Here is a 25,261-nt window from a genome sequence, read left to right as displayed (position 1 = left end):
CGGGGCCACCCGGGGGTGGCCCCGGTGCCGATCACAGGTCGGGGAACCAGAGCTTCAGCTCGCGCTCGGCCGAATCCGCCGAGTCCGAGCCGTGGACCAGGTTGTACTGGGTCTCCAGGGCGAAGTCGCCGCGGATGGTGCCCGGGGTGGCCTTCTCGACCGGGTCGGTGCCGCCGGCCAGCTGGCGGAACGCGGGGATGGCGCGCGGGCCCTCGACGGCGAGCGCGACCAGCGGGCCCGACGTGATGAACTCCAGCAGCTCGCCGAAGAACGAACGCTCCTTGTGCTCGGCGTAGTGCTCTTCGGCCAGGGCCTGGGGCACGGTGCGCAGCTCGAGGGCGACGAGCTTGAGGCCCTTGCGCTCGATCCGCGAGATGACCTCGCCGACGAGGCCGCGCGCGACGCCATCGGGCTTGACCAGGACCAGCGTGCGTTCAGTCACGACGGAATTTCTCCTTGTTGCGGTTGCGTGTCGGTGCGCGGAGCCTAGCCGACCCCCTCGGCCGCCTCCGTAGTCGTGGTCACAAACCGGGCAGCCGGGACGGCGGTGTGAAAAAGCCGTGAAGGCGTTTCCTGCTGTCGAGCGCCGAGGAGTCGTTGTGTCGCTTCGATTCGCGCAGCGCCAAGGGAAAGTCCCGTTGCCCGGCACCGGAGCCGGGCGGGCCGATGCTCGTTCACGGTGGGGCGAGGCGGATGCGGACGACGTCGCGTCCGGAGTGGACGGCCCGGTTCGTCGCCCGAAGCGAGCCCGCTCGCCGCCCTGAAGAGCAGATTTCACCAGAACGAACCGGTCACCGGCCACTCACCGTGCGCAACATCGGCCCTCGGCGGGGACGCGGAAGACAGCGCGCCGGTGTCGCAAAGGCGGCCCTCGCCGAGAGCCGGCCCACCGGAAGTCGCGAGGCTCCGCTGTGTCCTGTTCACGACATTGGCCCTACTGTGGGTAAGACCGCTACGGCAAGTAGCCCAACGGATCTAGGCCATAAGGCGAAAGAGTGACGTGTGTCACCTAGTCAAGTATTGATCACACCCGTTGTGAGCGAGCTGTCGCCTTCTCTACAGTGGCCCGCGTGGCTCCCGAGAATGAGTCACACACTCCCATCGGATTCGGTACACCAACCGCCACATTCTTCAAGGAGCAGGCCTTGCTTGGAAACGCCATGAGCAGAGGCCGGGTTCGCACTCGCCGCACCACGCTCGGGCTCGCCCTCGTCGTCGCGGCCGCCACGGCCCTCACCGGCTGCAGCGCGCTCGGCTCGGACAGCTCGGACACCTCGTCGTCCGGGGGCGGCGGCCTGGAGAAGACCAAGATCAAGGTCGCGATCCTGCCCACCATCGACACCGCCCCGCTGTGGCTCGCCCAGGACGGCGGCTACTTCAAGGCCGAGGGCCTCGAAGTGGAAGCCGTCACGGCCGCGAGTGGCCAGGCGTCCATGACCAAGGCGATCTCCGGCGAGGCCGACATCGCGATCTCGAGCTACATGCCGTTCTTCGTCGCGAAGAGCACCGGCGCGGCCGACCTGCAGTTCGTCTCGGACGCGACGTCGATCAGCCCGAAGTCCTTCGCGATCGTCACCGTGCCGAACTCGCCGGTGAAGACGATCAACGACCTCGCCGGCAAGCGGATCGCGATGACCGCCAAGAACACCGCGAGCGACCTGCTGGCCAAGTCCCTGATGAAGGACCACGGCGTCCCCATCGACAAGGTGAACTGGACCCAGATCCCGTTCCCGAACGTCGCGGCGGCCCTGGCGGCGGGTCAGGTCGACGCGGCCCTGCTGCCCGAACCGTTCCTGTCGCAGGCCGCCAAGACCGCCGGCGCGATCCCGGTCGTCGACGTCAACACCGGCGCGACGCAGGACTTCCCGCTGTCGGGCTACGCCTCGACCAAGAAGTGGGTGCAGGCCAACCCGAAGACGCTCGCCGCCTTCCAGCGCGCACTGGCCAAGGCCACCAGCGACACCGCCGCGGACCGGTCCAAGATCGAGCCGATCCTGGTCAAGTACGCCAAGATCGACGAAGGCACCGCGAAGCTGCTCAACCTGCCCGCCTTCACCGCCAAGCTGGACCCCCGGCGCCTCCAGCGCGTGCCCGACCTGATGCTCCAGATGGGCGCGATCACGACCGCGGTGGACGCCTCGTCGATGATCGCCCCCCAAGCGGGCAGCTGAGCTAGCGGAACCGCTCGGCGAAAAAGGCCGGCCCGGCCGACTTCCTCCCGCTCGGGAGGTCGTCGGCCTGGCCGGCCTTTTTCGGTGGACCCGAGGGAACTACCGCGTCAGTACGGCGACTTCTCCGCCGAGGTGACGCGGATGTGCACCAGCGTCGGACGCGAGTCGGCCAACGCCGCCGTCAGGCCGGGGACCAGGCCGGAGGGCTCCGTGATCGTCACGCCCTGGCAGCCCATGCTCGAGGCCAGCGCGGCGAAGTCGATGCCGCCCAGCACGGTGCCCGGCAGCTTCCCGCCGCCGATCGAGTCGCCGAAGATGCGGACCGCGGCGTACTCCGTGTTGTCCAGGATCAGGATCGTCACCGGGAGTTCCTGGCGCGCGGCGGTCCAGAGGGCCTGGATGCCGTACATGCTGGAGCCGTCGCCGACCACGCCGATCACCTTGCGGTCCGGCCGGGCGAGCGCCGCGCCGACCACACCCGGGACGCCGTACCCGAGCGTGCCGCTGGCGACCGTGAGGAAACCCGTGTCGGTCGAGGCGATCGGCAGGTGGTCGTGCAGGACACCGCGGTGGCTCGGCGCCTCCTCGACGACGATCGCGTTGTCCGGCAACAGGTCCGCGAGCGTCGAGTAGACGAACTCGCCGGTCAGCGTCTCGCCGCTCGGCTTCGCGGGACGCTCCAGCGGCGCGGGCGCGGGCCGGCTCGTCTCACCCACGGCGTCGACGACCGCGCGGATGCCGAGCTTCAGCGTGGCGCGGATCCCGGTGCCTTCGAACGCGCGCGCGAGGATCTGCTCGTCGTCGCTGAGGATGAACAGCGGCGGCAGCGGAGCTTCCCCGCGGCCGCGGTCGACGTGGTAGGTGAAGGCGGGCGCGCCGAGCACGACGACGAGGTCGTGCTGCGCGAGCCGGTCGGAGACGGCGCCGCGCTCGGGGTCGAGGAAGCCTTGGAACAGCGGGTGGTTCTCGGGGAACGAGCACCGGGACGACATCGGCGCGACCCACACGCCGGCGTTGACGCGCTCGGCGAGGGCGATCGTCTCTTCGACGGCGCCGTCCTGGTCGACGGCCCCGCCGACGACGATGGCGGGCCGTTCGGCGGCCTCCAGCGCGGCGGCGAGTTCGGCGACGGCCTCGGGATCCGGTGCGAAGCCCCGGATCCGCGCCCGGTTGATCATCGGGCGTTCGGTGGTGGCGGTCCAGTCGTCGGCCGGGACGGACACGAAGACCGGACCGGACGGCGCCTGCGTCGCGATGTGGTAAGCGCGGGCGAGCGCGGCCGGGACGTCTTCGGCGGTCGCGGGCTCGATCGACCACTTCACGTACGGCTTCGGGAATTCGGGTGCGTCCATGGCGCCGAGGAACGGATCGTGCGGCAGCAGAGAGCGGCTCTGCTGGCCGGCGACGACGATCAACGGCGTCCGGTTCTTGTACGCGGTGTAGAGGCTGCCGAGCCCGTGCCCCACCCCGCCCGCGGAGTGCAGGTTGACGAGCACGGCCTTGCGCGCGGCCTGGGAGTAGGCCTCGGCCATCGCCACGACGGCGGACTCCTGCAGGCCGAGGATGTAGTCGAAGTCGTCCGGCCAGTCGGTCAGGAACGGGACTTCGGTCGTGCCGGGATTGCCGAACACCGTGGTGAGGCCGAGGTCGCGGAGGAGTTCACGGGTGGCGTCCAGCACCGTACGCTTGATCATGCCCACAGACTAACGCTTAGCCTTGCGAAGGAAAGCCCCCAAAAGGCCGCCCCGACGCCGGTGAGCGGGCGATCCGCTCTGGACGCGCCGCCCGGATCCCGGGGGATTTCCCCCATGTCGCGCGGGCTCGCCGTCGGTAGCGTGGCGAGCACGACAAGGGGGTCAGATGAGACCATTCGGGAAAACCCTGGCGGTGCTGACTGCGGCACTCGCCGCCACCACGCTGGGCACCGGGATCGCGGACGCGGGCCAGGACGGCGGCAAGGCCGTCCTCCGCTACACCGAACACGGCGTCCCGCACATCGTCGCGAAGGACTTCGCCGGGCTCGGTTACGGGTACGGCTTCGCGGCGGCGACCGACAACGTCTGCGAGCTCGCGAACATCTACCTGACGGTGACCGCGCAGCGTTCGAAGTACTTCGGCCCGGAGGGCGAGGGGTACCCGTCCCTGTCCGAAGCGGGCAGCAACCTGCACAGCGACCTGTTCTTCCAGCGGATCAACGACTCCCACGTCGTCGACCGGCTGGTCGCGCAGCCCGCGCCGCTCGGGCCGCGGCGCGAGGTCCGCGACATCGTCTCCGGCTACGTCCGGGGGTTCAACGCCTACCTCGCCCGCACCGGCCGGGCCGGGATCTCCGACCCGGCCTGCCGCGGCGCGGACTGGGTCCGGCCGATCACCGAGCAGGACTTCTACCGGCACTACTACGCCATCGCGATCACCGGCGGACAGGGCGCGATCACCGACGGCCTGTTCACCGCGCCACCCACCACGAGCGCGACACCGGCCCCCGGCACGGCGGATCAGCTCGCGACGCGCGTCCGGGAGACGCTCGGCGGCGGCGGGCTCGGCAGCAACGGGATCGCGATCGGCGCCGACAGCACCGCGGCCGGCAAGGGCAGTGTGCTGCTCGGCAACCCGCACTACCCGTGGCACGCCGGGCGCCGGTTCTGGCAGAGCCAGCTGACCATCCCGGGCCGGTTCGACGTGGCCGGCGCGAGCCTGCTCGGCATGCCGTTCATCCAGATCGGGCACACCGCCGACGCGGCCTGGACGCACACGGTGTCCACGCCGATCACCTTCGGCCTGTTCGAAGTGCCGCTGAAGCCCGGCGACCCGACGACCTACCTGGTCGACGGCAAGGCCGAGAAGATGACTTCGCGCGACGTCTCGGTCCAGGTGCGCCAGGCCGACGGCTCGCTGAAGCCGGTCCGGCAGACGTTCTGGTCGACGCGGTACGGGCCGGTGATCGGCGACGTCGCCGGGATCCCGGTGCCGTGGACGGCGAAGTCGGCGTACGCGGTGCGCGATGCCAACGCGACGAACCTGCGCGGCCTCAACACCTGGTTCGAGCTCGACCAGGCGCGCAGCACGGCGGACATCACCCGCGCGCTGAGCAGCACCCAGGGGGTGCCGTGGGTCAACACCATCGCCACCGACCGGGCGGGCCACGCGCTGTACTCCGACGTCCAGGTCGTCCCGCACGTCACGGACGAGCAGGCGAAGACGTGCAGCACTCCGCTGGGGCAGCAGACGTTCCCGGCCGAAGGACTGTCCATCTTGGACGGTTCGAAGTCGTCGTGCGGCTGGGGTTCCGACCCCGGCGCGGTGGAGCCGGGCATCTTCGCGCCGTCGCGGCTGCCGCAGCAGCAAAGCCGGGACTACGAGCTGAACACGAACGACAGCGCGTGGCTCGCGAACGCGGCCACCCCGATCACCGGCTACCCGCGGATCGCCGGCGACATCGGCACCGAACGCTCACCGCGGACCCGGGAAGCGCTGCTGAGCGCCGAAAAGGGCGGGTTCACGACGGACTCGATGAAGCAGCTGCTCTTCGCCGACCACAGCCTGCTCGCCGACCTGACGGCGGCGGACCTGGCGAAGCTGTGCGCGTCGTTCCCCGGCGGGCAGGCCCCGTCGTCGACCGGCCCGCAGCCGGTCGGGCCCGCGTGCGCGGCCCTGGCGAAGTGGGATCACACGTACTCGCTCGACAGCCGCGGTTCGCTGCTGTTCCACCGGTTCACCGTCCGGCTCGGCGGCGCGGCGCGGTTCACCGTGCCGTTCGACCCGAAGGCCCCGGTGACCACACCGAACACGCTGAACACGGCGGATCCCGGCGTGCAGAAGGCGTTCGGGGACGCGCTGGCCGACCTCGGCAAGGCCGGGCTCGCGCCGGACGCGCCGCTGCGGGACGGCCAGGCCGTCACCCGCAATGGTGAGCGGATCCCGATCCACGGCGGACCGGGGCAGCTCGGCATCCTCAACGTGATGACGCCGCTGTGGGACCCGTCGCGCGGGGTCGTCGACATCCAGCACGGGTCCAGCTACATCCAGGTGGTCGGGTTCAGCGGGCACGCGTGCCCCGACTCCTCGACGGTGCTGACCTACTCGCAGTCGGCGAACCCGAAGTCGCCGTACTTCAGTGACCAGACGAAGCTCTACAGCCGGGGTCAGTGGGTGAAGGACCGCTTCTGCGAAGCCGACATCCTGCGCTCCCCCGCGCTGCGGGTCGTCGTCCTGCGGTGAGTCAGGGCTGGGGCTGCTGCTGGCTCGCGAGGGTGCCGGCCGCCAGCCGGCGGGCGACGTCCTTGCGCAGCCACAGCAGCCACAGCCAGACCGCCAGGAAGATCACGCCCAGCACGGCGATCGCGGGCAGCCAGAACACCAGCGCGATCAGCACGACCTGCAGCGCGAGGAGCACCGGGACCGTCCACGGCCGCTTGACGAACCCGCAGAGGACGACGTGCAGGAGCGCGACGCCCAGCACGGTCCAGCCGGTACCGGTGCCGATCCCGCCGCCCAGCTTGTTCACCACCGGCAGCGCGAGGGCGACGGTGATGCCCTCCAGGATCAGCATCCCCGACATCACGCCGCGGAACCCCTTCATCGGGTCCTTCGGCTTCGGTGCGGTTTCCGTGGTTTCCGGGGTCTCACTCACGCCGGCTCCTTCCCGAACAGCGTGCGCGCCTCGCCCGCGGTGACGACCGAGCCGGTGACCAGCACGCCGCCGCCCGCGAGGGCCTCTTCGGGGTCGTCACTGCTCTCCACCAGCGCGATCGCCGTCTCCACGGCGGTCTGCAGATCGGTCTCGGCGACGACCCGGTCTTCCCCGAAGATCGAGATCGCCAGGTCGTTGAGCTCTTCCAGCGGCATCGACCGCGGGGACGAGTTGCGTGTGACGACGACGTCGGACAGCACCGGCTCCAGCGCGTCGAGGATGCCGCGCGCGTCCTTCTCGGCCATCACGCCGACGACGCCGACCAGGCGGCGGAAGGCGAACTCCTCGGCCACGGTCGCGGCCAGCGCGCGAGCGCCGTGCGGGTTGTGCGCGGCGTCGAGCAGCACGGTCGGCGCCGCGCGGACCCGCTCGACCCGGCCCGGGTTCTCGACCTCCGCGAACGCCTCGCGCACGGCCTCCATGACCAGTTGCTTGTCTTTGCCCGCACCGAAGAACGCCTCGACCGCGGCCAGCGCGAGCGCGGCGTTCTGGGCCTGGTGGGCGCCGTGCAGGGGCAGGAAGATCTCGTCGTAGACGCCGCCGAGGCCCTGCAGCTTCAGCATCTGCCCGCCGACGGCGATCTCGCGCTCGAGCACGCCGAACTCGCTGCCGGCGCGCGCCACCGCGGCGTCGACCTCGACGGCGCGGTCCAGCAGCACCTTCAGGACCTCGGGGTCCTGCTCGGCGATCACCGCGACGGACCCGGGCTTGATGATCCCGGCCTTCTCCTTGGCCGCGCCGAGGATGTCGGGGCCGAGGTACTCGATGTGGTCGAGGCCGATCGGCGTGATGACGGCGATCTCGGCGTCCGCGACGTTCGTCGCGTCCCAGGCGCCGCCCAGGCCGGCTTCGACCACCGCGGCCTCGACGGGCGCGTCGGCGAAGGCGGCGAAGGCCATCCCGGTGAGGATCTCGAACTTGCTCATCGCCACGCCGTCCGCGGCGGCACCGTCCACCATGGCCACGTACGGCGCGAGGTCGTGCCACAGCTCGGCGTAGCGCGCGGCGGAGATCGGGTGGCCGTCGAGCGCGATCCGCTCGGTGACCAGCTGCAGGTGCGGGCTGGTGTAGCGGCCGACACGCAGGCCCATCCGGGTCAGCAGCGCGTCGATCATCCGGGCGGTGGAGCCCTTGCCGTTCGTGCCGGCCACGTGCAGCACCGGGTAGCCGCGGTTCGGCTCGCCCAGCAGCTGGACCAGCGCGGAGATGCGGGCCAGCGACGGCTCGATCTTCGTCTCCGGCCAGCGCTGGTTCAGCTCGGCCTCGACGGCCATCAGCTCACGGCGGGCCTCGGGGCCGTCCGGGTGGCCGTACGCCTCGGGTACGCCCTGGTCGTCGAGTTCGTGCAGTTCGGCGTCCTCGGCGGTGATCATGTCGGGCACCGGGCCGGTGGCGAGGTTGTCGCCCAGCTGGCCGATCCCGCCGATCCCGCCGCGCGCGCCGCCGCCCGCGTCGAACGCGGTGTCCCGCGCGTTCAGCTCGGGGTCGGTGTCGTCGTCGTCCTCGTACCCCTGGGCGCCCAGCTCGTCGACGCCCGCGAAGCTGTCCAGATCCGACAGGTCCGGCCTGCGACCTGTCTCATCCTGCGGCACTGAATCTCCTCCGGCCTGGGGTTTTCGCACTTGCCCGTCGAGTCTACGTGCGCGATTGGTGGCACTCTCGACGCATGCCGTTCAACCACAACGACCACTACCACCCGCTGCTGCTGGACCAGCTGCCGCCGGGGCCGGGGATCGCGCTGGACGTCGGCTGCGGCACCGGCCGGTTCGCGCGGCGGCTGGCCGCGACCGGGATGGCGGTGGAGGCCCTCGACGTGTCGGCGGCCATGGTGGAAGCGGCGTCGGGCCTCGGGTCGCCGGGCCCGGGCAAGATCGTCTACCGGCAGGCGGACGTCACCACCGACGACCTGCCGGAGCAGCACTACGACTACATCTCGTGCCTCGCGTCCCTGCACCACGTGCCGTTCGGCACGGTCACCAAGCTGCGCCGCGCCCTGGTGCCGGGCGGGGTGCTCGTGGTGCTGACCCCGGCCCGGCCGAGCGGCCCGCGGGACTGGCTGCGGGAGCTGGCGGCGGTGCCCGCGAACGCGCTGGCCCGGCTGGTCGTCTACGCCGGCGAGCGGCTCAACGGCGGCGGGGACGACGGGCCACGGGCCCCCACGCAGGCCCGGTTCCCCTCGGTCGCCGAGGTGCGGCGCGACGCGGCCCGGCTGCTGCCCGGCAGCACGGTCCGGCCCTTGCTGTTCTGGCGCACGCTGATCACTTACCGTGAGCCAGAAATCGATCACCCGTTGTGACACCACGGGCGGGTGAAGTCCGCCCCCGCACCACCCCGTGCTCGCTAGATGTGGAGGGAGTTTTTCTCAGAACAGAACGGGGTCTTCATGCGCATCACCCGGCTGCTCGTCGCCGTCGTCTCGGCAGCCATCCTGCTTCCCGCGTCCGCCACCGCGGCGTCGGCGGCGCTCTCGGTTTCTCGCATCCACCACTACGTCGCGCTCGGCGACTCCTACACCTCGGGGCCGTTCATCCCGGTCCAGCGGACCGACCCGCTCGGCTGCGGGAGGTCGACGGCGAACTACCCGTCGGTGCTGGCGGACGCGCTCCGCGTCGGCGACTTCGACGACGTCAGCTGCGCCGGCGCCGACACCACGAACATGACCCGGCCGCAGTCGGTGCCGTTCAACGGCACCAACCCGCCCCAGCTGGGCGCCCTGCGGATCGACACCGACCTGGTCACCCTCGGCATCGGCGGCAACGACTTCGGCGTCTTCGGCGGCATCGTCGGGACGTGCCCGGGCCTGCGGGCCGGCGACCCGACCGGCAGCCCGTGCGAAGAGCACTTCACGCCCAACGGCGTCAACACGGTGAAGACGGCCATCGGGAACATCGAGCCGCGCGTCGAGGCCGTGCTCGCCGCCATCCACCAGCGCTCGCCGGGCGCGCGGGTGCTGGTCGTCGGCTACCCGCGGATCGCGCCGCCGAGCGGCTACTGCCCGGACGTCCTGCCGTTCGCCGACGGCGACTACGGCTGGCTGAACGAGGTCGAGCAGGAGCTGAACCAGGCCCTGTCGGACGCCGTCGACGCGGACGGCAAGGCCACCTACGTGGACACGTTCGGCCCGTCCCGCGGGCACGACGCCTGCGCCCGCGGCGGCTCGGCGTGGATCAACGGCAAGAACCAGAACGTCTTCGCCGCGGCGGCCTACCACCCGCTGAAGGCGGGCATGGCCGGCGTGGCCGCGGTGGTGCTCAAGCAGGCCCGCTGATTCGCGCGTGAGGGGCACCCTGAGGGACTCCGCGTCCCTGAGGGTGCCCCTCACGGCTTTGGGTCAGACCGAGACCGTCGCGGACACGAAGTCCAGGACCAGCCGCGCGAACTCGTCGGGCAGCTCGGCCGGGGCGCCGTGGCCGGCGTCGATCGTGGCGGCGCGGGCGCCGGGGATCGCCGCCAGCAGGTCGCGCTGCTGGTGGGCCGTGACGATCCGGTCGTGCGCGCTGCCGAGCACCAGCGTCGGCGCGGTGATGGCGCCGAGCACCGGCCGGAGGTCGACGTGACGGTCGGCTTCGGTCTGGCGATCGGTGCCCGGCTGGATCATCTTCGTGAGGTCCGCGACCAGCGCTTCGTTGCCCGCCACGGTCGCCGTCGACCAGTAGCGCGGGCCGAACGCCATCAGCGGCAGCATCCGGGCGAACGCCGCCGGGCCGTCGGCCAGCAGCTCCAGCCAGTAGCGGAACTCGGCGTCCTGGCGGACGTCGGTGACCGGCCAGGCCGCGTGCAGCACGGCGGAACGCACGCGGTCCGGGTGGGTGCCGGCCAGGTGCGCGGCCACGACGGCGCCGAGCGAGTGCCCGACGACGTGCGCGGCCGCGACCCCGGCGTCGTCCAGCACGGCCAGCACCTCGGCGGCCAGATCGGCGACGTCGACCGGCCCGCCGTGATCGGTGGTCAGCCCGGAGCCGGAGAAGTCCGGGGCGAGCACGGTGAAGCGGTCGCGGGCGAGCGCCGTCAGCGGCCCCCACTGCTCGCGGGACGCGGCCGTGCCGTGGAGCAGGAGCAGCGCGGGACCGCGGCCGTCGACGTCGTAGTGCACGGCGGCTTCCCCGCCGGCGAGGGTCACGGGGACGGTGGGCATGGCTTTCCTTCCTCAGACGGCGACGGGGAGGGCGGCGCGCAGGGCCGCGGTGAACGCGCGGGGGTTCTCCTGGTGCGGGATGTGCCCGCAGCCGGCGATGACGTGCACCCGCGCCCCCGGCGTGGCGGCCGCGCAGCTGCGCGGGACCTCCAGGGGGATCTCGGTGTCGAGCTCACCGTGCAGGTAGGCGATCGGGACGGTCAGCTGCGGCAGCCGCGGCCGCGGGTCGTACGTCGTCACCTCGGTGAACAGGTCGTCGCTGTAGACGCTCGAGTCCGCCAGCTGCCGCACGGTCCAGTCGACCACGCCCGGCGAGACACCCGGGGCGAACCAGCTCGGCACCCACTCCGCAAGGGTGCCGATCCGGTCGTCGGCCATCCGTTCGCGCAGGTCGAGGACCTTTTCCAGCATCGCGGCCGCGGGCCAGTAGGCCGGCCCGTCGACCGCGACGACACCGCCGACCAGCTCGGGGCGGGCCAGGGCGACCTCGGTGGCGAAGACCGCGCCGAACGAGGAGCCGACGATCACGGCGCCTTCGATCCCCAGCTCTTCGATCACCGCGGCGACGTCGGCGGCCAGGCCGTCGATCGTGTTGCCTTCGAGCGGGTGATCGGACTTGCCGCACCCGCGCCAGTCGAGGGTGACGACGCGGTGGTCGCGCACCAGGTCGGGCAGGCAGGACTGCCAGGCGCGGCCGCTGGTCCCCCAGCCGTGCAGGAGCAGCAGGGCGGGGCCGGTTCCGGCGTCTTCGTAGTGCAGACGGGTGCCGCGAACGTGCAGGTAGGGCATGTCCGGTTCCTTTCTTCCGGCTTCCAGCCAACCGCCCGGGCGCGGGTTTTCCGATGGGCACTCCGCTCCTACACTGATCACGAACGCTGATGAATGGGGGCACGGTGGAGCTGCGGCAGGTGCGGTACTTCCTCGCGGTCGCCGAGGAGCTGCACTTCGGGCGGGCGGCGGAGCGGCTCCACATCGTCCAGCCCGCGGTGAGCCAGCAGGTGCGGCGCTTGGAACGGGAGCTGGGCGTTTCGCTGTTCGGCCGGACGACGCGGAGCGTGTCGCTGACCGAGGCGGGCCAGCGGTTCCTGCCGCACGCGCGGGCGGTGCTGGCGGCGGCCGATCGCGCGGCCGATTCGGTGGCGGAGTTCCGCGTCTCGGCCACGCTGGTCCGCCTGGGCACGAGCGAAGGCCTCGGCGACCGGCTGGATCTCTTGCTGAACGCGTTCGCCCGTCTCGCGCCTTCGGCTGCGTTGGAGCTGGTCCACGCACCGACAACCCAACGGCTGCAACGCGTCCGCGACGGTTCGCTGGACGCGACGATCGTCCGCGGGTCCTGGCCGGGTTCCGGGCTGGACTTCACTCCCCTGTGGACGGACGAGGTGATGGTCGCCCTGCCCGCGTCGCACCCGCTGGCTTCGTGCGAGGTGGTGGCCTTCGCTTCACTGGCTTCCCTGCCGGCGCGCCTGAGCCCGCCTTCACGGAACCAGCCGCTGTACGACCTGGCGCTGTCCTGCTGCCGCGAGGCGGGCTTCGAACCGGTACTGGGCAAGGACTTCACCACCGCACAGGACACCCTGGGTACGCTCGGCTTCGGCCGTCCACACTGGACGGTCTTCTACCGCGCGCACGCGAACCTGCTCCCGGTGCCCGGGGTGACGTTCCGCCCCCTGCGCGACCCGGCACCGCGAATGCCGACGTACCTGGCAACCCCGGCGGACCGGCGGGTGACGCCGGAACTGGTGGCGCTGATCGAAGCCGCGCGCGAGACCGAATCGCGCTGAGCAGCCCCCGTTTTCCACGCTACCGAAGGGGTACGACAATCCCCCGTCGGGAAGCGCATCTTTCTCTAGGAAAGTGGCGTCCGGGGGTTTCGCGAGGCGGCACTTTTCCTACGAAAGTGCCGCCTTTCCACCGTTGGCGTCAGGAAGCCGGCAGGGACGCCAGGCGGGCGGTGATGCGGTCGATGTCCGCGACCGCCGTTTCCTTGCGGACCTTGATCTTGTCGATCACCGGCGCGGGAGCCTTCGCGATGAACGCCTCGTTGCCGAGCTTGGCCTCCGTCTGGGACAGCTCCTTCTGGGCCGCCGTCAGGTCCTTCTGCAGGCGCTTGCGCTCCGCCTCGACGTCCACCGTGCCCGAGAGGTCCAGCTCCACCGTGACCACGCCGTCCGCCAGGGCCACTTCCAGCGACGCGCTCGCCGCGAACTCGTCCGACGGCGCGGTCAGGCGCACCAGCGACCGGATCGCCTCTTCGTGACCGCCCGTGTAGCCGCCCAAGCGGGCCGCGACCTTCTGGCCCGGCTTGAGGCCCTGGTCGGCGCGGAAGCGGCGGATCTCCGTGGTCAGCTTCTGGACGTCCGCGATGTGCGCGTCGGCGACCGCGTCCGCGTAACCGGCCGCGGGAGCGGGCCACGCCGCGATCACCAGGGACTCGCCGCCGGTCAACGCCGTCCACAGCTTCTCGGTGATGAACGGGATGAACGGGTGCAGCAAGCGCAGCACCGTGTCCAGCACGTGGCCCAGCACCGCGCGAGTAGCGGAAACGCGCGCGTCATCGCCTTGGTAAAGCTGGACCTTCGCCAGCTCCAGGTACCAGTCGCACAGCTCGTTCCAGGTGAACTGGTAGAGCGCGCCGGCCACCTTGGCGAACTGGAAGTCCTCGAACAGGCCGTCCACTTCGGACACCAGCGCGCCGAGACGGCCGAGGATCCAGCGGTCCGACTCCGTCAGCTCAGCAGCGGGCGGCAGCGGCGCGGCGACCGAGGCGCCGTTCATCATCGCGAACTTCGTGGCGTTCCACAGCTTCGTGCAGAAGTTGCGGGAACCCGCGGCCCACTCGTCGGCCAGCGCCATGTCCGCGCCCGGGTTGGCGCCGCGGGCCAGGGTGAACCGGGTGGCGTCGGCGCCGTAGGCGTCCATCCACTCCAGCGGGTCGATCACGTTGCCGCGCGACTTGGACATCTTCTTGCCCTGCGCGTCACGGATGAGCCCGTGCAGGTAGACGTGGTCGAACGGCTGCTGGCCGTCCATCTGCTGCACGCCGAACATCATCATCCGGACGACCCAGAAGAACAGGATGTCGTAGCCGGTCGACAGCACGCTGGTCGGATAGAACTTGGCCAGGTCCTCGGACTCGGAGGGCCAGCCCAGCGTCGACATCGGCCACAGGCCCGAGGAGAACCAGGTGTCCAGGACGTCCGGGTCCTGCGTCCAGCCCTCGCCCGACGGCGGCTGCTCGTCCGGGCCGACGCAGACGACTTCGCCGTCCGGGCCGTAGAAGACCGGGATCCGGTGGCCCCACCACAGCTGGCGCGAGATCGTCCAGTCGTGCATGTTGTCGACCCAGTCGAAGTACCGCTTGCCCAGCTCCGGCGGGTGGATCTTGGTGCGGCCGTCGCGGACCGCGTCGCCGGCCAGCTTGGCCAGCTCCTCGACCTTGACCCACCACTGCAGCGAAAGCCGCGGCTCGACGACCGTGTCACAGCGCGAGCAGTGCCCGACGGCGTGCACGTACGGCCGCTTCTCGGCGACGATCCGGCCGAGCTCGCGCAGCGCCGCGACGACCGCGGGCCGCGCCTCGAACCGGTCGAGCCCCTCGAACGGGCCCTTCACCGTGATCTCGGCGCGCTCGTTCATCACCGTGAGCATCGGCAGGTCGTGCCGGCGGCCGATCTCGAAGTCGTTCGGGTCGTGCGCCGGGGTCACCTTGACCGCGCCGGTGCCGAACTCGGGGTCGACGTGCTTGTCGGCCACGATCGGGATGCGGCGGCCGGTGAGCGGCAGCTCCACCGTGGTGCCGACCAGGTGCGCGTAGCGCTCGTCGTCCGGGTGGACGGCGACCGCGGTGTCGCCCAGCATCGTCTCGGCGCGGGTGGTGGCCACCACGATCGCGTCTTCGCCGTCGCCGTAGCGGATCGAGACGAGCTCGCCGTCGTCGTCGTTGTGGTCGACCTCGATGTCCGACAGCGCGGTCTGGCAGCGCGGGCACCAGTTGATGATCCGCTCGGCGCGGTAGATCAGGCCCTCGTCGAAGAAGTTCTTGAACACGGTCTGGACGGCCTTCGACAGGTTCTCGTCCATGGTGAAGCGCTCACGCGACCAGTCGACGCCGTCGCCGAGGCGCTTCATCTGGCCGAGGATCCGGCCGCCGTACTCGGCCTTCCACTCCCAGACGCGCTCGACGAACTTCTCGCGGCCCAGGTCGTGGCGCGAAAGCCCTTCCCCGGCGAGCTGGCGCTCGACGACGTTCTGCGTCGCGATGCCGGCGTGGTCCATGCCCGGCAGCCACAGCACCTCGTAGCCCTGCATGCGACGGCGGCGGCTCATCGCGTCCATCAGGGTGTGGTTGAGCGCGTGGCCCATGTGCAGGGAACCGGTCACGTTCGGCGGCGGCAGTACGATCGAGAACGGCGGCTTCTCCGACGAGGCGTCGGCCGTGAAGTACCCGGCCGCTACCCAGCGGTCGTACATCGGTGCTTCCTCGGCGGCCGGGTCCCAGGCACCCGGAAGGTCGGTGGTCTGCTGCGGAGCGTTCTCGGTCACAATGGACAAGTCTACGAACCCGTCACGGCGGGTCACCCAGGGGGAAGGCACTCGGGATGGCACAGCCTCACCAGCCGCAGGATCCGGACGACCGGCGCCTCGAGACGCACCCGGACCTGATGAACCCCGACTGGCAGCGCTACGCCGAGCGGGACGCCTGGCTGGGCGCCAAGAAGGACCTGAGGAAACGCCGCAAGCGCGACCGCCGGACCGGCGGCACCCAGCGGCCCGGCAGCAGCCGGTGGCCCGGGCTGCTCGCCCTGCTGCTGGTCGTCGCGCTGGTCGCGGCGGCCGTCATCGTGCACCAGGTCCAGGGCGTCGGCGTCAACGAGGACCCGTTCCTGTTCTTCGGCGCCTCACTGCACACTTCCGCGTAACGAACCCGCGCTTCCGTCGATGATCAGTCATCGACTGTGGGGGAAGCACGTGGACGAGGACAACCTGCTCGAAACGCACCCGGATCTGATGGACCCGGAGTGGCGCAAGCACGCCCAGACCGACGCCTGGCTGGGGGCGAAGAGCGACCGGAAGAAGTTCCGCAAGCAGCAGAAGCGCGCCCGGCGGAACGCGCCGTCGCCCGGCCGGGGCCGGCGGTGGGGCCTGATCGCGTTCGTGCTGATCCTGGCGGTGACGACGGCGGTGATCGTCGCTCTCGGCCGGCGCACGCCCGCGAGCGAAGCGGACACGCCGGCCACGCCCGTGCCGACGACGGTCAACCCGACCTCGGTCGCCCAGTACGCGCCGGTGGACCTGAAGCACGCGTACGCGCGGACCCCGGCGGACGTCTGGAAGAAGGGCATCGACGGGATCACCGCCCCCGCGCCGGCCGCGGTGGGGTCGTTCACCGCCCCGCAGGTCGGTGACGCCTACGCGAAGGTCAAGCAGGCGATCACGGCGTCCCGGCTCGACCCCGCCGTGCTCGACCGGCACGACACCGCGGCCTACCTGGCGCTGTTCGCGAAGGACTCCCAGGGCGCCATCGCGAAGGAACTGGGGACCAAGCCCGACTTCTCGGCCTACGTCACCGAGCTGGCCGACGGCTATCACCTGCTCGACCAGGGCCCGCGCACGTTCGGCTCGATGACCGCGAAGGCCGGCGCGAAACCGGGCGAGCTGGTGGTCGACGTCAAGTACGTCACCGCGTACGCCTTCGACAACGTCCACCCCGACGGGCTGCAGGGCCCGTGGGAGATCGTGAGTTTCGTGCGGTCGGACGAGAGCTACGTCGTCCGCCAGGGCAAGAACTTCGCGGCGGGCAGCCGCGGGCTGTGGCCCGGCGACGGCGGGGGGAGCTTCTACGACTCGATCGGCTGCGAGGCGCTCAAGCAGGGTTATCTCGCGCCCGCTTACGCCAACCCGGACCAGCCCGGGCTGCCCGGCGACGACCAGGACGTGCCGGGCGCCTACGACCCGAGCCTCCCCATGCCCGACGTCCACGGCTGCAAGGACTGACCCTCCCGTACTCCCGCCGAGGAGTGCGTCACAGCCAGATGCACAGTCTGGGCTGTGCAGTCTAGACTGTGGGTATGGGTGAAGTACCACCGCACGTCGCCGAGCACGCCGGCTGGATCCGCGGGGTCGTCGGGCAGCTGCACCGGCGGCTGCGCCAGGTCGACAACGCCGGAATCCTGACGCCGTCGCAGTCCGCCGTGCTCAACCGGCTGCACCGCGAAGGCCCCGCCACGCAGGGCGAACTGGCCGCCGCCGAACACGTGCGGCAGCAGTCCATGGCCGCCACCCTCGGCGTCCTCGACGAGCTGGGCTACCTCGCCCGCACCCCCGACCCGGCCGACCGGCGCCGCGTGGTGATCAGCCTGTCCGACGCCGGCACCGACACCGTGCGCGGCGTCTTCCAGCACCGCGAGGAGTGGCTCGCCCAGGCGCTGGTGGACGAGCTGTCCCCCGCCGAGCTCGAGACCGTCGTCCGCGCGTTGCCGCTGCTGCAGCGCGTCGCCCAGCACTGAACCGAAGGAGTCCTCACGACCACCCTCACCGCTCCCGCCAAGTTCGGCGCCCGCCTGGTCACCCCGCTGGTGGCCGGGGCGGTGCTCAACCCGATCAACTCCACCCTCATCGCCGTCGCGCTCGTGCCGATCGGGCAGAGCTTCGGCGCCGGCCCCGGCCGGACGGCCTGGCTGATCTCGGCGCTCTACCTGGCCACCGCGGTCGGGCAGCCGGTGGTCGGGCTGCTGGTGGACCGCTACGGCGCCCGCCGGGTCCTGCTCGGCGGGGCGGTGCTGGTGATCGTCGCCGGGATCGCCGGCATGATCCCGCTCTCGGTCGGCTGGCTGACCGGCGTCCGGGTGGTCCTGGGGCTGGGCACCTGCGCCGGGTTCCCGGCCGCGATGGCCGTCCTGCGCCACCACGCCGAAGCGTCCGGCCAGGGTGTGCCCGCGCGGGTGCTGTCGCTGCTGTCGATGTCCGCGCAGACGGTGATGGTGATCGGCCCGACGCTGGGCGGCCTGCTCATCGGCCTGTTCGGCTGGCCGGCGATCTTCGCCGTCAACATCCCGCTCGCCGGGCTGTCGCTGGTGCTGGCGCTGCTGTGGGTGCCGAAGGACGACCGCGGCGCGCGCACCGCGACCCCGATCGACGTCCTGGGCATCGTGTTGTTCTCCGCGACGCTGCTGGCGTTGCTGTTCTTCCTGATGAACCCCGGCGCCGACCTCTGGCTGCTCGCCGTCGTCGCCGCCTTCGCCATCGCGTTCGCGCTGGTCGAGCTGCACCGCGGCACCCCGTTCCTCGACCTGCGGATGCTGGCGGCCAACGGCGCGATCCTGCGCACCTATCTGCGGCAGGCGCTGAGCTTCATGGCGATCTACGCGATCATGTTCGGCTACGTCCAGTGGCTCGAAACCGCGCGGCACCTCAGCGCGGAGGCCGCCGGGCTGATGCTGCTGCCGATGTCGGGCACGGCGGTGTGCGCCGCCGCCTTCTCCGGCCGCGGCACCGGGATCAAGGCCCGGCTGATCACGGTCGCCGTCGCGCTGGCCGGCGGCTCGGTCCTGCTGCTGTTCGTCCACGACGGCACCTGGGTCGGCGCGTTGCTGGCGCTGGCCGCGCTGTTCGGCCTGGCGCAGGGCCTGACCAGCGTCGCGAACCAGACGACGCTGTACCAGGAGGCCCCGGCCGGGCAGATGGGCACGGCGAGCGGCCTGTTCCGCACGGCCCAGTACCTCGGCGCGATCGTCGCCTCGACGCTCATCGCGCTTTGTTACGGCCCGCACGCGGATTCGGCCGGGCTGCACCGGCTGGCGATCGCGCTGATCGTCATCAGCGCCGCCCTGCTCGTGGTCACCGTCGTCGACCGCGGACTGCGCGCCACCACCACCGCCACCCCCGCCGCCGCCGCCGACGTTAAATCCGCGTGAGGCAACGCATCTTTCCTAGGGAAAGTGACGTCTCAGGGGGTGGCGACGCATCTTTCCTAGGGAAAGTGACGTCTCAGGGGGTGGCGACGCATCTTTCCTAGGGAAAGTGACGTGTCGGTCGTGTGACGGACCCCCTGGTCGCGTCATCGGTCATCGGGGCGCACCATGAACACATGACCCGTGAAGCGCCGTCGCAGGACGTGGACGAAGCCCAGCTCGAGGTGGGCAAGCCGAAGGGCTGGGCGGCCGGCATACCCGGCGTGGCCGTGTCGCTCCTGCGCAGCGTCGAGCAGATGGGCACCGGCCGGACGGTCAAGGCGCTGCGGCTGCTGAACCAGCGCCACGGCTTCGACTGCCCGGGCTGCGCGTGGCCCGAACCCCGCGAGGTCGACGGCGAACACCGCAAGCTCGCCGAGTTCTGCGAGAACGGCGCGAAGGCCGTCGCCGAGGAGGCGACGAAACGGCGGGTCGGGCGGGAGTTCTTCGCCGCGCACCCGATCGCCGAGCTGCGCGGGAAGACCGACTACTGGCTGGGCCAGCAGGGCCGGATCACCGAACCGTTCGTGCTGCGCGAAGGCGCGTCGCACTACGAGCCGATCTCCTGGGACGACGCCTTCGCGCTGGTCGCCGGCGAGCTCAAGGCGCTGACCGACCCGAACGAGGCGTTCTTCTACACCTCGGGCCGGACCAGCAACGAAGCCGCGTTCCTCTACCAGCTGATGGTGCGCTCCTTCGGCACCAACAACCTGCCGGACTGCTCGAACATGTGCCACGAGTCCTCGGGCGCGGCACTGCAGGCCACCACCGGCATCGGCAAGGGCTCGGTGAGCCTGGCCGACATCCACAAGGCCGACCTGATCGTCGTCGTCGGGCAGAACCCGGGCACCAACCACCCGCGGATGCTCTCGGCGCTGGAGGAGGCCAAGGGCAACGGCGCGCAGATCATCGCGGTCAACCCGCTGCCCGAGGCCGGGCTGATGCGGTTCAAGAACCCGCAGAACGTCCGCGGCGTCGTCGGCAAGGGCACGCCGCTGGCCGACGAGTTCGCCCAGATCCGCCTCGGTGGCGACCTGGCGCTGTTCCAGGCCGTCGGGCACCTGCTGCTGACCTGGGACGAAGAAGCGCCGGGCGCGATCGTCGACCGCGAGTTCGTCGGGCGCTCGACCGAGTACTTCGACGACTACGCCCGGCACCTGCGCGAGATCGACTGGGCCGAGGTCGAGCGGGCGACGGGCCTGGAGCGGGAGCAGATCGAGCGCGTCGCGCGGATGATCGCGTCGTCGGAACGCACGATCTACTGCTGGGCGATGGGCCTGACGCAGCACAAGCACGCCGTCCCGACGATCTCGGAGATCGCGAACCTGGCGCTGATGCGCGGGATGATCGGCAAGCCCGGCGCGGGCCTGTGCCCGGTGCGCGGGCACTCGAACGTCCAGGGCGACCGGACGATGGGCATCTGGGAGAAGATGCCGCAGTCCTTCATGGACGCCCTGGCCGGCGAGTTCGGCATCGAAGTCCCGCGTGAGCACGGCCTCGACACCGTCGACTCGATCCGCGCGATGCGCGACGGCCGCGGCAAGGTCTTCTTCGCCGTCGGCGGCAACTTCGCCTCGGCGACGCCGGACACGGAGACGACCGAGAAGGCGCTCCGGTCGTGCTCGCTGACCGTGCACGTCTCGACGAAGCTGAACCGCTCGCACGTCGTCCACGGCCGCACCGCGCTGGTCCTGCCGACCCTCGGCCGCACCGAACGCGACGTCCAGGCCGCGGGTGCGCAGTTCGTCACGGTCGAGGACTCGATGTCGCAGGTGCACGCCTCCCACGGGCGGCTGAAGCCGGCGAGCGAGCACCTGCTGTCCGAGGTCGCGATCGTCTGCCGGCTCGCCGAGAAGCTGTTCGGCGAGGGGCACGCCGTGCCGTGGCGGACGTTCGAAGGCGACTACGACCTGATCCGCGACCGGATCGCGCGGGTCGTGACCGGCTGCGACGACTACAACCGCCGCGTCCGCGAGCCCGACGGCTTCGTGCTGCCGAACGCGCCCCGCGACTCCCGCGAGTTCACCGGCACGGCCAACGGCAAGGGCAACTTCACGGTGTCCGAACTGGAGTACCCGAAGGTGCCCGAAGGGCGCCTGCTGCTGCAGACGATGCGCAGCCACGACCAGTACAACACCACGATCTACGGCCTGTCCGACCGCTACCGCGGGATCGAGAACGCCCGCCGCGTCGTGCTCGTCAACCCGGACGACCTGAGCGACCTCGGCCTGGCCGACGGCGCGATGGTCGACCTGGTCTCGGAGTGGCGCGACGGCGACCGCCGCGCCCCCGCGTTCCGCGTGGTTTCCTACCCGACGGCGCGCGGGTGCGCGGCGGCGTACTTCCCCGAGGCGAACGCGCTCGTGCCGCTCGGTTCGGTGGCCGACAAGTCGAACACGCCCGTGTCGAAGGCCATCGTGGTGCGGCTCGAGCCACAGCCCTGACCGTCAGCCCGATCGTCAGCCTTGGTAGTCGCGTCGCAGCGTGCCGGTCATGTCGGTGACCATGGCCTGGACGTTGTCGAGCGTGGCCGGCGGGATCAGCGCGGCCTCGGTCCCGCCGTCGGCGATGCTCATGCCGAGCACGACGTTGCCGGTGCGCACCGCCGCCCACGACTCGGAGAACCCGGCCTCGTCGCCGACGCCGGTGGCGAGCCGGACGCCCGAGTGGTCGCCGAGGGCGTCGGTCATCAGCTGAGTGGCCTTGGCGGCCGCCTGGTCGTCGTCCGGCCCGGTGAACCGCACGACCGCGATCGTCACGAGCCGGTAGTCCTGCAGGTTCGGCTTCCCGTGACCGAGGTCGCGGGCGAACAGCCGCTTGCAGCTGGTGAGTTCGTTGTCGGTGCTGGAGCGGTCCTCGGGCACGACCTTGGCGTCGGCGGTCTTGATCGAGCCGGCCGGGATCTCGACGGTCCCGGGCGCGAGCTGGCCGGGGGCGTTGGGCCCGGGCAGCTTGCAGGCGTCCACGGCGTCGGGGTAGTGCACCGAGGAGGACATCGACTGGCACCCGGCGAGCAGAACCGCTGAAGCGATCATCGGAACTGTCCACCTCCATTGGCGGACGGAGCTTCTGCGCATTCGTTTTTCCTGGGACGAAAATGGTGGAAATCGGTTTTCCTGATGATCGCCGATCCGGTGATCAGGTGCGGTGGAGCGGCGCCGAAACCGTTTCGGCACCCGGGGTTTCACGGTCCGATGAACACTGCCTCACCAGGGCAGCAAGGTCAAGGACCACCGTGCCCGGTGGTCCACTGTGGTCCGGTCACCGACAGGAGAAAACGACTTCCGCACATTTCCGGAAAATGACCCGCGCGGGTCGGCGTTTGGTCAACCACGTGCGGCCCGGTACCGGAAGACCCGTTGTACGTCGGCGTGCCACGGTTCACCATCGCCGTGCCGGCCCGACCCGGGCTTGCCGGTCTGGGTGTTCACCACCAGTGCGGTCAAGGGAGGCTCAGTGGCGTCGTAACAGGCCTTCGCCAACGCCTCCAGCACGCGCGGCATCTCGTTGCGCAGCTGGATCTCTTTCAGCCCGATCGCGAACCCGAGCTCCTTGTAGGTGACGATCGACCGGCGCAACGCCGCCATGATCAGAGCCGATCGCGCCTGAAGGACCAAGGTGTCCCTGTTCTCTTCGCCCATGGCCCCGGAGTCGCGATCGCGACTGTCCGCGTTTCACCGCGCGGCTCAGTCCACGCAGACGACGCCGCCCGACGTGATCGGTTCGTCCCCACCGGGGGCGCCGCCGGGAGCGCCGCCGCCGGCGGCTACTACTCCCGGGCCCGAATAGACCGTTCCCAGGAGGATCTCGATGTGTCCCGCCGGGACGGACGGCGACTGCTGGGTCGTCAAGCCGCCCAGGAGCTTCGCCACCTCCGCGCCGCGGTCCGCGAGGTCCGGGCCGAAGCGGACCAACGACGTCCGGCGCGAGGTCGTGTTGCCCGCCGTGCCCGGCGCGAATCCCTTGTCCCGCAGGAGATCACCGACTCGTGCGGCCAGGCCCGAGCGGCCGCTCGCGTTGGACACGTCGACCACGGGCGCCGGTGCCGCGGGGGCCGCGGTGCCGATCAGGCCCGCCGCGAACGCCTTGACCTGAGCCGGATCCACCTGCACCGCGGTGGCCTTCGGGTTGGCCGGGTCGTACCGGTAGTCCACGTTGACCGTCGGGATCGTCGCGAACCGGATGCCACCGCCGGAAATCCCGCGCAGCTGGCCCACGAAGTCGAGCAGGTTCCAGGACCCGTCGAGCACCACCGAGCGCTTCACCGCGTCGATGAGGTCCGACAGCTTGCCCGGATCGCTCAACGTGCCCGACGACAGCACCTGCTTCGCCAGCCCCGCCAGGAAGACCTGCTGCCGCCGGGCGCGGCCCAGGTCGCCGCCCTTGACGTAGTCGCGCTGGCGCACGAAGGCCAGCGCGTCCGCGCCCGCGATCCGCTGGGGGCCCGCCTTGAAGTCGGCCCCCGAGTTCTTGTCCTTCGTGTCCGCCTTCAGGCAGACGTCGACGCCGCCGACCGCCTTGCTGATCTCGTAGAAGCTCAGCAGGTTGACCTCGGCGAAGTGGTCGATCGTGACGCCGGTGAGGTCTTCGACCGCCTGCCGCGTCGCGCGGCGGCCCGCGGTCAGCGCCTCCTGGTCGATCTTCTTCTTGTCCGTCTCCCCCGCCTCCCGGCGGTTGCGCGCCTCCCCGGCCTTGGCGCGGCCGAACGCGGCGTTGATCTTCCCCTTGCCGCCCGGCATCGAGACGTAGCTGTCCCGGGGGATCGAGAACGCCTTGACCTCCTGGGTGCCGTTCGGGATCCGCAGCACGATGAGGGTGTCGGTGAGGTCGTCGCCGTTCGGGCCCACGCGCAGCTCGCGCAGCAGGTCCGCCGGCATCGGGTTGCCCTGCTGGTCGTCCCGCGAGTCGCGGCCGACCAGCAGGATGTCGAGCGAGCCGTCGGCCGGCTGTTCGCCCGGTTTCGCCGCGGCGCCGATCACGTCGTCGCGGGTGACCTCGTCGAGCGAGCGCAGGTTCGCGTAGCCGTAGGCCGTGCCGCAGAACACGACCAGGGCGACCCCGGCGACGACGACCTTCCCCAGTGCATGCACGCCCTCCTGACGCCGCCGCCGCCCGATCTGCTGCACGGGTGAGTCACGTCACATCCGCAGGTGGGACGCTCCGTTGAGGTCGAGGATCGCGCCGGACGCCCAGGTCGCCTCGGCGGAAGCCAGGTACAGCACGGCCGCCGCGACCTCCTCGGGCGTCCCGACCCGGCCGAACGGGCTCTGCGCGCGCAACGCGTCGTCGATGCGGTCCAGCTGGCGCTCGGTGGCGGTGAAGCCGGGCGCCACGGACGTCACCGCGATCCCGTGCGGCGCCAGCGAAACCGCGAGGGACTGGCCGAACGCGTGCAGCGCGGCCTTGCTCGCGCCGTAGGCCGGGTTGTCGGGTTCGCCGCGGAACGCGCCGCGCGAGCCGACGTTGACGATCCGGCCGGGCACCCCGCGGGTGATCAGGTGCCGGGCGACGCAGTAGCTGAGGTTGGCCGCGCCCAGCAGGTTGACGTCGACCGTGTGCCGCCAGATCCGCTGCCAGTCCGCGTAGGACACCCCGGTGACGGGGTGGGCGGTCTCCGGCGTCGGTGCGACGCCCGCGTTGTTCACCAGGATGTCGACGCCGCCGAGGCCCGCCTCGGCCGTGTCGGCGATCCGCTGGGCGGCGGCCGGGTCGGCGAGGTCGCCGGTGACGAGCACGTGCCCGTCGCCGGGCAGGGCCGCGAGCGTCGCCTCGGCGTCCGCCCGCCGGCTGCCGTAGTGGACGGCGACGCGGTGGCCGTTCGCCGCGAAAGCGCTTGCCACGGCGCGCCCGATGCCGCGAGAGGCACCGGTGACGAGAACCCCGCTCCCGGAGCCGTTCACAGCGCGAACAACTGCGACTCGTCGCGGAACGCCTTGAACTCCAGCGCGTTCCCGGCCGGGTCGTGCAGGAACATCGTCCACTGCTCCCCCGGCTCGCCGGCGAAGCGCCGGTAGGGCTCGATGACGAACTCGGTGCCCGCGTCGCGCAGCCGCCCGGCCAGGACGTGGAAGTCCTCGACGGTCAGCACCAGGCCGAAGTGCGGCACCGGGACGTCGTGGCCGTCGACGGGGTTGCGCCCGGCCTCGGCCCGCGCACCGGCGACGACGTGGGTGACGACCTGGTGGCCGTGGAAGTCCCAGTCGACCCACTTGTCGGCGGAGCGGCCTTCGCTCAGGCCGAGCACTTCGCCGTAGAAGGCGCGGGCGCGGCCCAGGTCGTCGACGGGGATGGCGAGGTGGAAGGCGGGACGGGTCAC

General features: G+C 71.2%; 22 protein-coding genes. 10 read left to right on the top strand and 12 right to left on the bottom strand.

The window, feature by feature from the left end:
- Positions 1-31: 31 nt before the first annotated feature.
- Positions 32-442 (bottom strand): nucleoside-diphosphate kinase, encoded by a 411-nt coding sequence (gene ndk, locus OG494_RS01100; protein WP_328451012.1) that lies wholly within the window; start codon positions 440-442, stop codon positions 32-34.
- 718 nt (positions 443-1,160) lie between these two features.
- On the opposite strand from ndk, the gene OG494_RS01095 reads away from it, so the two are divergent.
- Positions 1,161-2,171, top strand: coding sequence for an ABC transporter substrate-binding protein (locus OG494_RS01095; protein ID WP_328451011.1), 1,011 nt, complete (start codon positions 1,161-1,163; stop codon positions 2,169-2,171).
- A gap of 107 nt (positions 2,172-2,278) precedes the next feature.
- Here the strand turns inward: OG494_RS01095 and mdlC are convergent, their stop codons facing one another.
- On the bottom strand, positions 2,279-3,865 hold the full coding sequence (gene mdlC / locus OG494_RS01090; protein WP_328451009.1) for a benzoylformate decarboxylase: 1,587 nt from the start codon (positions 3,863-3,865) through the stop codon (positions 2,279-2,281).
- A gap of 166 nt (positions 3,866-4,031) precedes the next feature.
- Here mdlC and OG494_RS01085 point away from each other — a divergent pair, with 166 nt between their 5' ends.
- Positions 4,032-6,389 (top strand): penicillin acylase family protein, encoded by a 2,358-nt coding sequence (locus OG494_RS01085; protein WP_328451007.1) that lies wholly within the window; start codon positions 4,032-4,034, stop codon positions 6,387-6,389.
- 1 nt (position 6,390) lies between these two features.
- Here OG494_RS01085 and OG494_RS01080 read toward each other — a convergent pair whose 3' ends face one another.
- Entirely contained in the window at positions 6,391-6,750 is a 360-nt protein-coding gene (locus tag OG494_RS01080; RefSeq protein ID WP_328458843.1) for a DUF4233 domain-containing protein, read from the bottom strand.
- Between the two features lie 47 nt (positions 6,751-6,797).
- On the bottom strand, positions 6,798-8,453 hold the full coding sequence (folC, locus tag OG494_RS01075) for a bifunctional tetrahydrofolate synthase/dihydrofolate synthase (RefSeq protein ID WP_328451005.1): 1,656 nt from the start codon (positions 8,451-8,453) through the stop codon (positions 6,798-6,800).
- A gap of 74 nt (positions 8,454-8,527) precedes the next feature.
- Between folC and OG494_RS01070 the strand changes: the two genes are divergently transcribed.
- Together OG494_RS01070 and OG494_RS01065 are read left to right on the top strand one after the other, a co-directional pair.
- Positions 8,528-9,157 carry a class I SAM-dependent methyltransferase gene (locus OG494_RS01070; protein WP_328451003.1) on the top strand — a complete coding sequence of 210 codons (630 nt, stop codon included), beginning with the start codon at positions 8,528-8,530 and terminating at the stop codon, positions 9,155-9,157.
- A gap of 87 nt (positions 9,158-9,244) precedes the next feature.
- Positions 9,245-10,129: an SGNH/GDSL hydrolase family protein gene (locus OG494_RS01065; RefSeq protein ID WP_328451001.1), complete on the top strand. Its 885-nt coding sequence runs from the start codon at positions 9,245-9,247 to the stop codon at positions 10,127-10,129.
- A gap of 63 nt (positions 10,130-10,192) precedes the next feature.
- Here OG494_RS01065 and OG494_RS01060 read toward each other — a convergent pair whose 3' ends face one another.
- The gene (locus tag OG494_RS01060) at positions 10,193-10,996 is read right to left on the bottom strand and encodes an alpha/beta fold hydrolase (protein WP_328450999.1); all 804 of its coding nucleotides are present in this window, start codon (positions 10,994-10,996) and stop codon (positions 10,193-10,195) included.
- Positions 10,997-11,008: 12 nt separating this feature from the next.
- Positions 11,009-11,785, bottom strand: coding sequence for an alpha/beta fold hydrolase (locus OG494_RS01055; RefSeq protein WP_328450997.1), 777 nt, complete (start codon positions 11,783-11,785; stop codon positions 11,009-11,011).
- Between the two features lie 89 nt (positions 11,786-11,874).
- Here OG494_RS01055 and OG494_RS01050 point away from each other — a divergent pair, with 89 nt between their 5' ends.
- Entirely contained in the window at positions 11,875-12,777 is a 903-nt protein-coding gene (locus OG494_RS01050) for a LysR family transcriptional regulator (protein WP_328450996.1), read from the top strand.
- 139 nt (positions 12,778-12,916) lie between these two features.
- Here the strand turns inward: OG494_RS01050 and OG494_RS01045 are convergent, their stop codons facing one another.
- Positions 12,917-15,538 (bottom strand): valine--tRNA ligase, encoded by a 2,622-nt coding sequence (locus tag OG494_RS01045; protein WP_328450994.1) that lies wholly within the window; start codon positions 15,536-15,538, stop codon positions 12,917-12,919.
- A 56-nt stretch (positions 15,539-15,594) separates the two neighbouring features.
- On the opposite strand from OG494_RS01045, the gene OG494_RS01040 reads away from it, so the two are divergent.
- The 5 genes from OG494_RS01040 to OG494_RS01020 all read left to right on the top strand — a co-directional run bounded on the left by OG494_RS01040 (position 15,595) and on the right by OG494_RS01020 (position 21,389).
- Entirely contained in the window at positions 15,595-15,915 is a 321-nt protein-coding gene (locus OG494_RS01040) for a hypothetical protein (protein WP_328450992.1), read from the top strand.
- A 19-nt stretch (positions 15,916-15,934) separates the two neighbouring features.
- A complete protein-coding gene (locus OG494_RS01035) occupies positions 15,935-16,990 on the top strand; it encodes a hypothetical protein (RefSeq protein ID WP_328450990.1) in 1,056 nt (351 codons plus the stop codon).
- A 74-nt stretch (positions 16,991-17,064) separates the two neighbouring features.
- Complete coding sequence (locus tag OG494_RS01030) at positions 17,065-17,502, top strand: MarR family winged helix-turn-helix transcriptional regulator (RefSeq protein WP_328450988.1); 438 nt, start codon at positions 17,065-17,067, stop codon at positions 17,500-17,502.
- Between the two features lie 69 nt (positions 17,503-17,571).
- Positions 17,572-18,909 (top strand): MFS transporter, encoded by a 1,338-nt coding sequence (locus OG494_RS01025; RefSeq protein WP_328450986.1) that lies wholly within the window; start codon positions 17,572-17,574, stop codon positions 18,907-18,909.
- A 173-nt stretch (positions 18,910-19,082) separates the two neighbouring features.
- A complete protein-coding gene (locus OG494_RS01020) occupies positions 19,083-21,389 on the top strand; it encodes an FdhF/YdeP family oxidoreductase (protein ID WP_328450984.1) in 2,307 nt (768 codons plus the stop codon).
- Positions 21,390-21,404: 15 nt separating this feature from the next.
- Here the strand turns inward: OG494_RS01020 and OG494_RS01015 are convergent, their stop codons facing one another.
- The 5 genes from OG494_RS01015 to OG494_RS00995 form a co-directional block, all read right to left on the bottom strand.
- Positions 21,405-21,980, bottom strand: coding sequence for a hypothetical protein (locus OG494_RS01015; RefSeq protein WP_328450982.1), 576 nt, complete (start codon positions 21,978-21,980; stop codon positions 21,405-21,407).
- 291 nt (positions 21,981-22,271) lie between these two features.
- Positions 22,272-22,586 (bottom strand): hypothetical protein, encoded by a 315-nt coding sequence (locus tag OG494_RS01010; RefSeq protein ID WP_328450980.1) that lies wholly within the window; start codon positions 22,584-22,586, stop codon positions 22,272-22,274.
- 45 nt (positions 22,587-22,631) lie between these two features.
- Positions 22,632-24,035 (bottom strand): LCP family protein, encoded by a 1,404-nt coding sequence (locus tag OG494_RS01005; RefSeq protein WP_328450979.1) that lies wholly within the window; start codon positions 24,033-24,035, stop codon positions 22,632-22,634.
- 48 nt (positions 24,036-24,083) lie between these two features.
- The gene (locus OG494_RS01000) at positions 24,084-24,845 is read right to left on the bottom strand and encodes an SDR family NAD(P)-dependent oxidoreductase (protein ID WP_328450977.1); all 762 of its coding nucleotides are present in this window, start codon (positions 24,843-24,845) and stop codon (positions 24,084-24,086) included.
- On the bottom strand, positions 24,842-25,261 hold the full coding sequence (locus OG494_RS00995) for a VOC family protein (RefSeq protein WP_328450975.1): 420 nt from the start codon (positions 25,259-25,261) through the stop codon (positions 24,842-24,844). Before OG494_RS00995 ends, OG494_RS01000 begins: the two co-directional genes overlap by 4 nt.

Source organism: Amycolatopsis sp. NBC_00438, from assembly GCF_036026695.1.
In the GTDB taxonomy this organism is placed as follows: Bacteria; Actinomycetota; Actinomycetes; order Mycobacteriales; family Pseudonocardiaceae; genus Amycolatopsis.
This window is presented reverse-complemented; position numbering and strand designations above follow the sequence as displayed.

Bases quoted from the DNA above. Each gene is read 5' to 3' on its own strand.
- OG494_RS01095 (WP_328451011.1), top strand. From the start codon at position 1,161: ATGAGCAGAGGCCGGGTTCGCACTCGCCGCACCACGCTCGGGCTCGCC.
- mdlC (WP_328451009.1), bottom strand. From the start codon at position 3,865: ATGATCAAGCGTACGGTGCTGGACGCCACCCGTGAACTCCTCCGCGAC.
- OG494_RS01085 (WP_328451007.1), top strand. From the start codon at position 4,032: ATGAGACCATTCGGGAAAACCCTGGCGGTGCTGACTGCGGCACTCGCC.
- OG494_RS01080 (WP_328458843.1), bottom strand. From the start codon at position 6,750: ATGAAGGGGTTCCGCGGCGTGATGTCGGGGATGCTGATCCTGGAGGGC.
- OG494_RS01070 (WP_328451003.1), top strand. From the start codon at position 8,528: ATGCCGTTCAACCACAACGACCACTACCACCCGCTGCTGCTGGACCAG.
- OG494_RS01065 (WP_328451001.1), top strand. From the start codon at position 9,245: ATGCGCATCACCCGGCTGCTCGTCGCCGTCGTCTCGGCAGCCATCCTG.
- OG494_RS01060 (WP_328450999.1), bottom strand. From the start codon at position 10,996: ATGCCCACCGTCCCCGTGACCCTCGCCGGCGGGGAAGCCGCCGTGCAC.
- OG494_RS01055 (WP_328450997.1), bottom strand. From the start codon at position 11,785: ATGCCCTACCTGCACGTTCGCGGCACCCGTCTGCACTACGAAGACGCC.
- OG494_RS01050 (WP_328450996.1), top strand. From the start codon at position 11,875: ATGAATGGGGGCACGGTGGAGCTGCGGCAGGTGCGGTACTTCCTCGCG.
- OG494_RS01040 (WP_328450992.1), top strand. From the start codon at position 15,595: ATGGCACAGCCTCACCAGCCGCAGGATCCGGACGACCGGCGCCTCGAG.
- OG494_RS01035 (WP_328450990.1), top strand. From the start codon at position 15,935: ATGATCAGTCATCGACTGTGGGGGAAGCACGTGGACGAGGACAACCTG.
- OG494_RS01030 (WP_328450988.1), top strand. From the start codon at position 17,065: ATGGGTGAAGTACCACCGCACGTCGCCGAGCACGCCGGCTGGATCCGC.
- OG494_RS01020 (WP_328450984.1), top strand. From the start codon at position 19,083: ATGACCCGTGAAGCGCCGTCGCAGGACGTGGACGAAGCCCAGCTCGAG.
- OG494_RS01015 (WP_328450982.1), bottom strand. From the start codon at position 21,980: ATGATCGCTTCAGCGGTTCTGCTCGCCGGGTGCCAGTCGATGTCCTCC.
- OG494_RS01010 (WP_328450980.1), bottom strand. From the start codon at position 22,586: ATGGGCGAAGAGAACAGGGACACCTTGGTCCTTCAGGCGCGATCGGCT.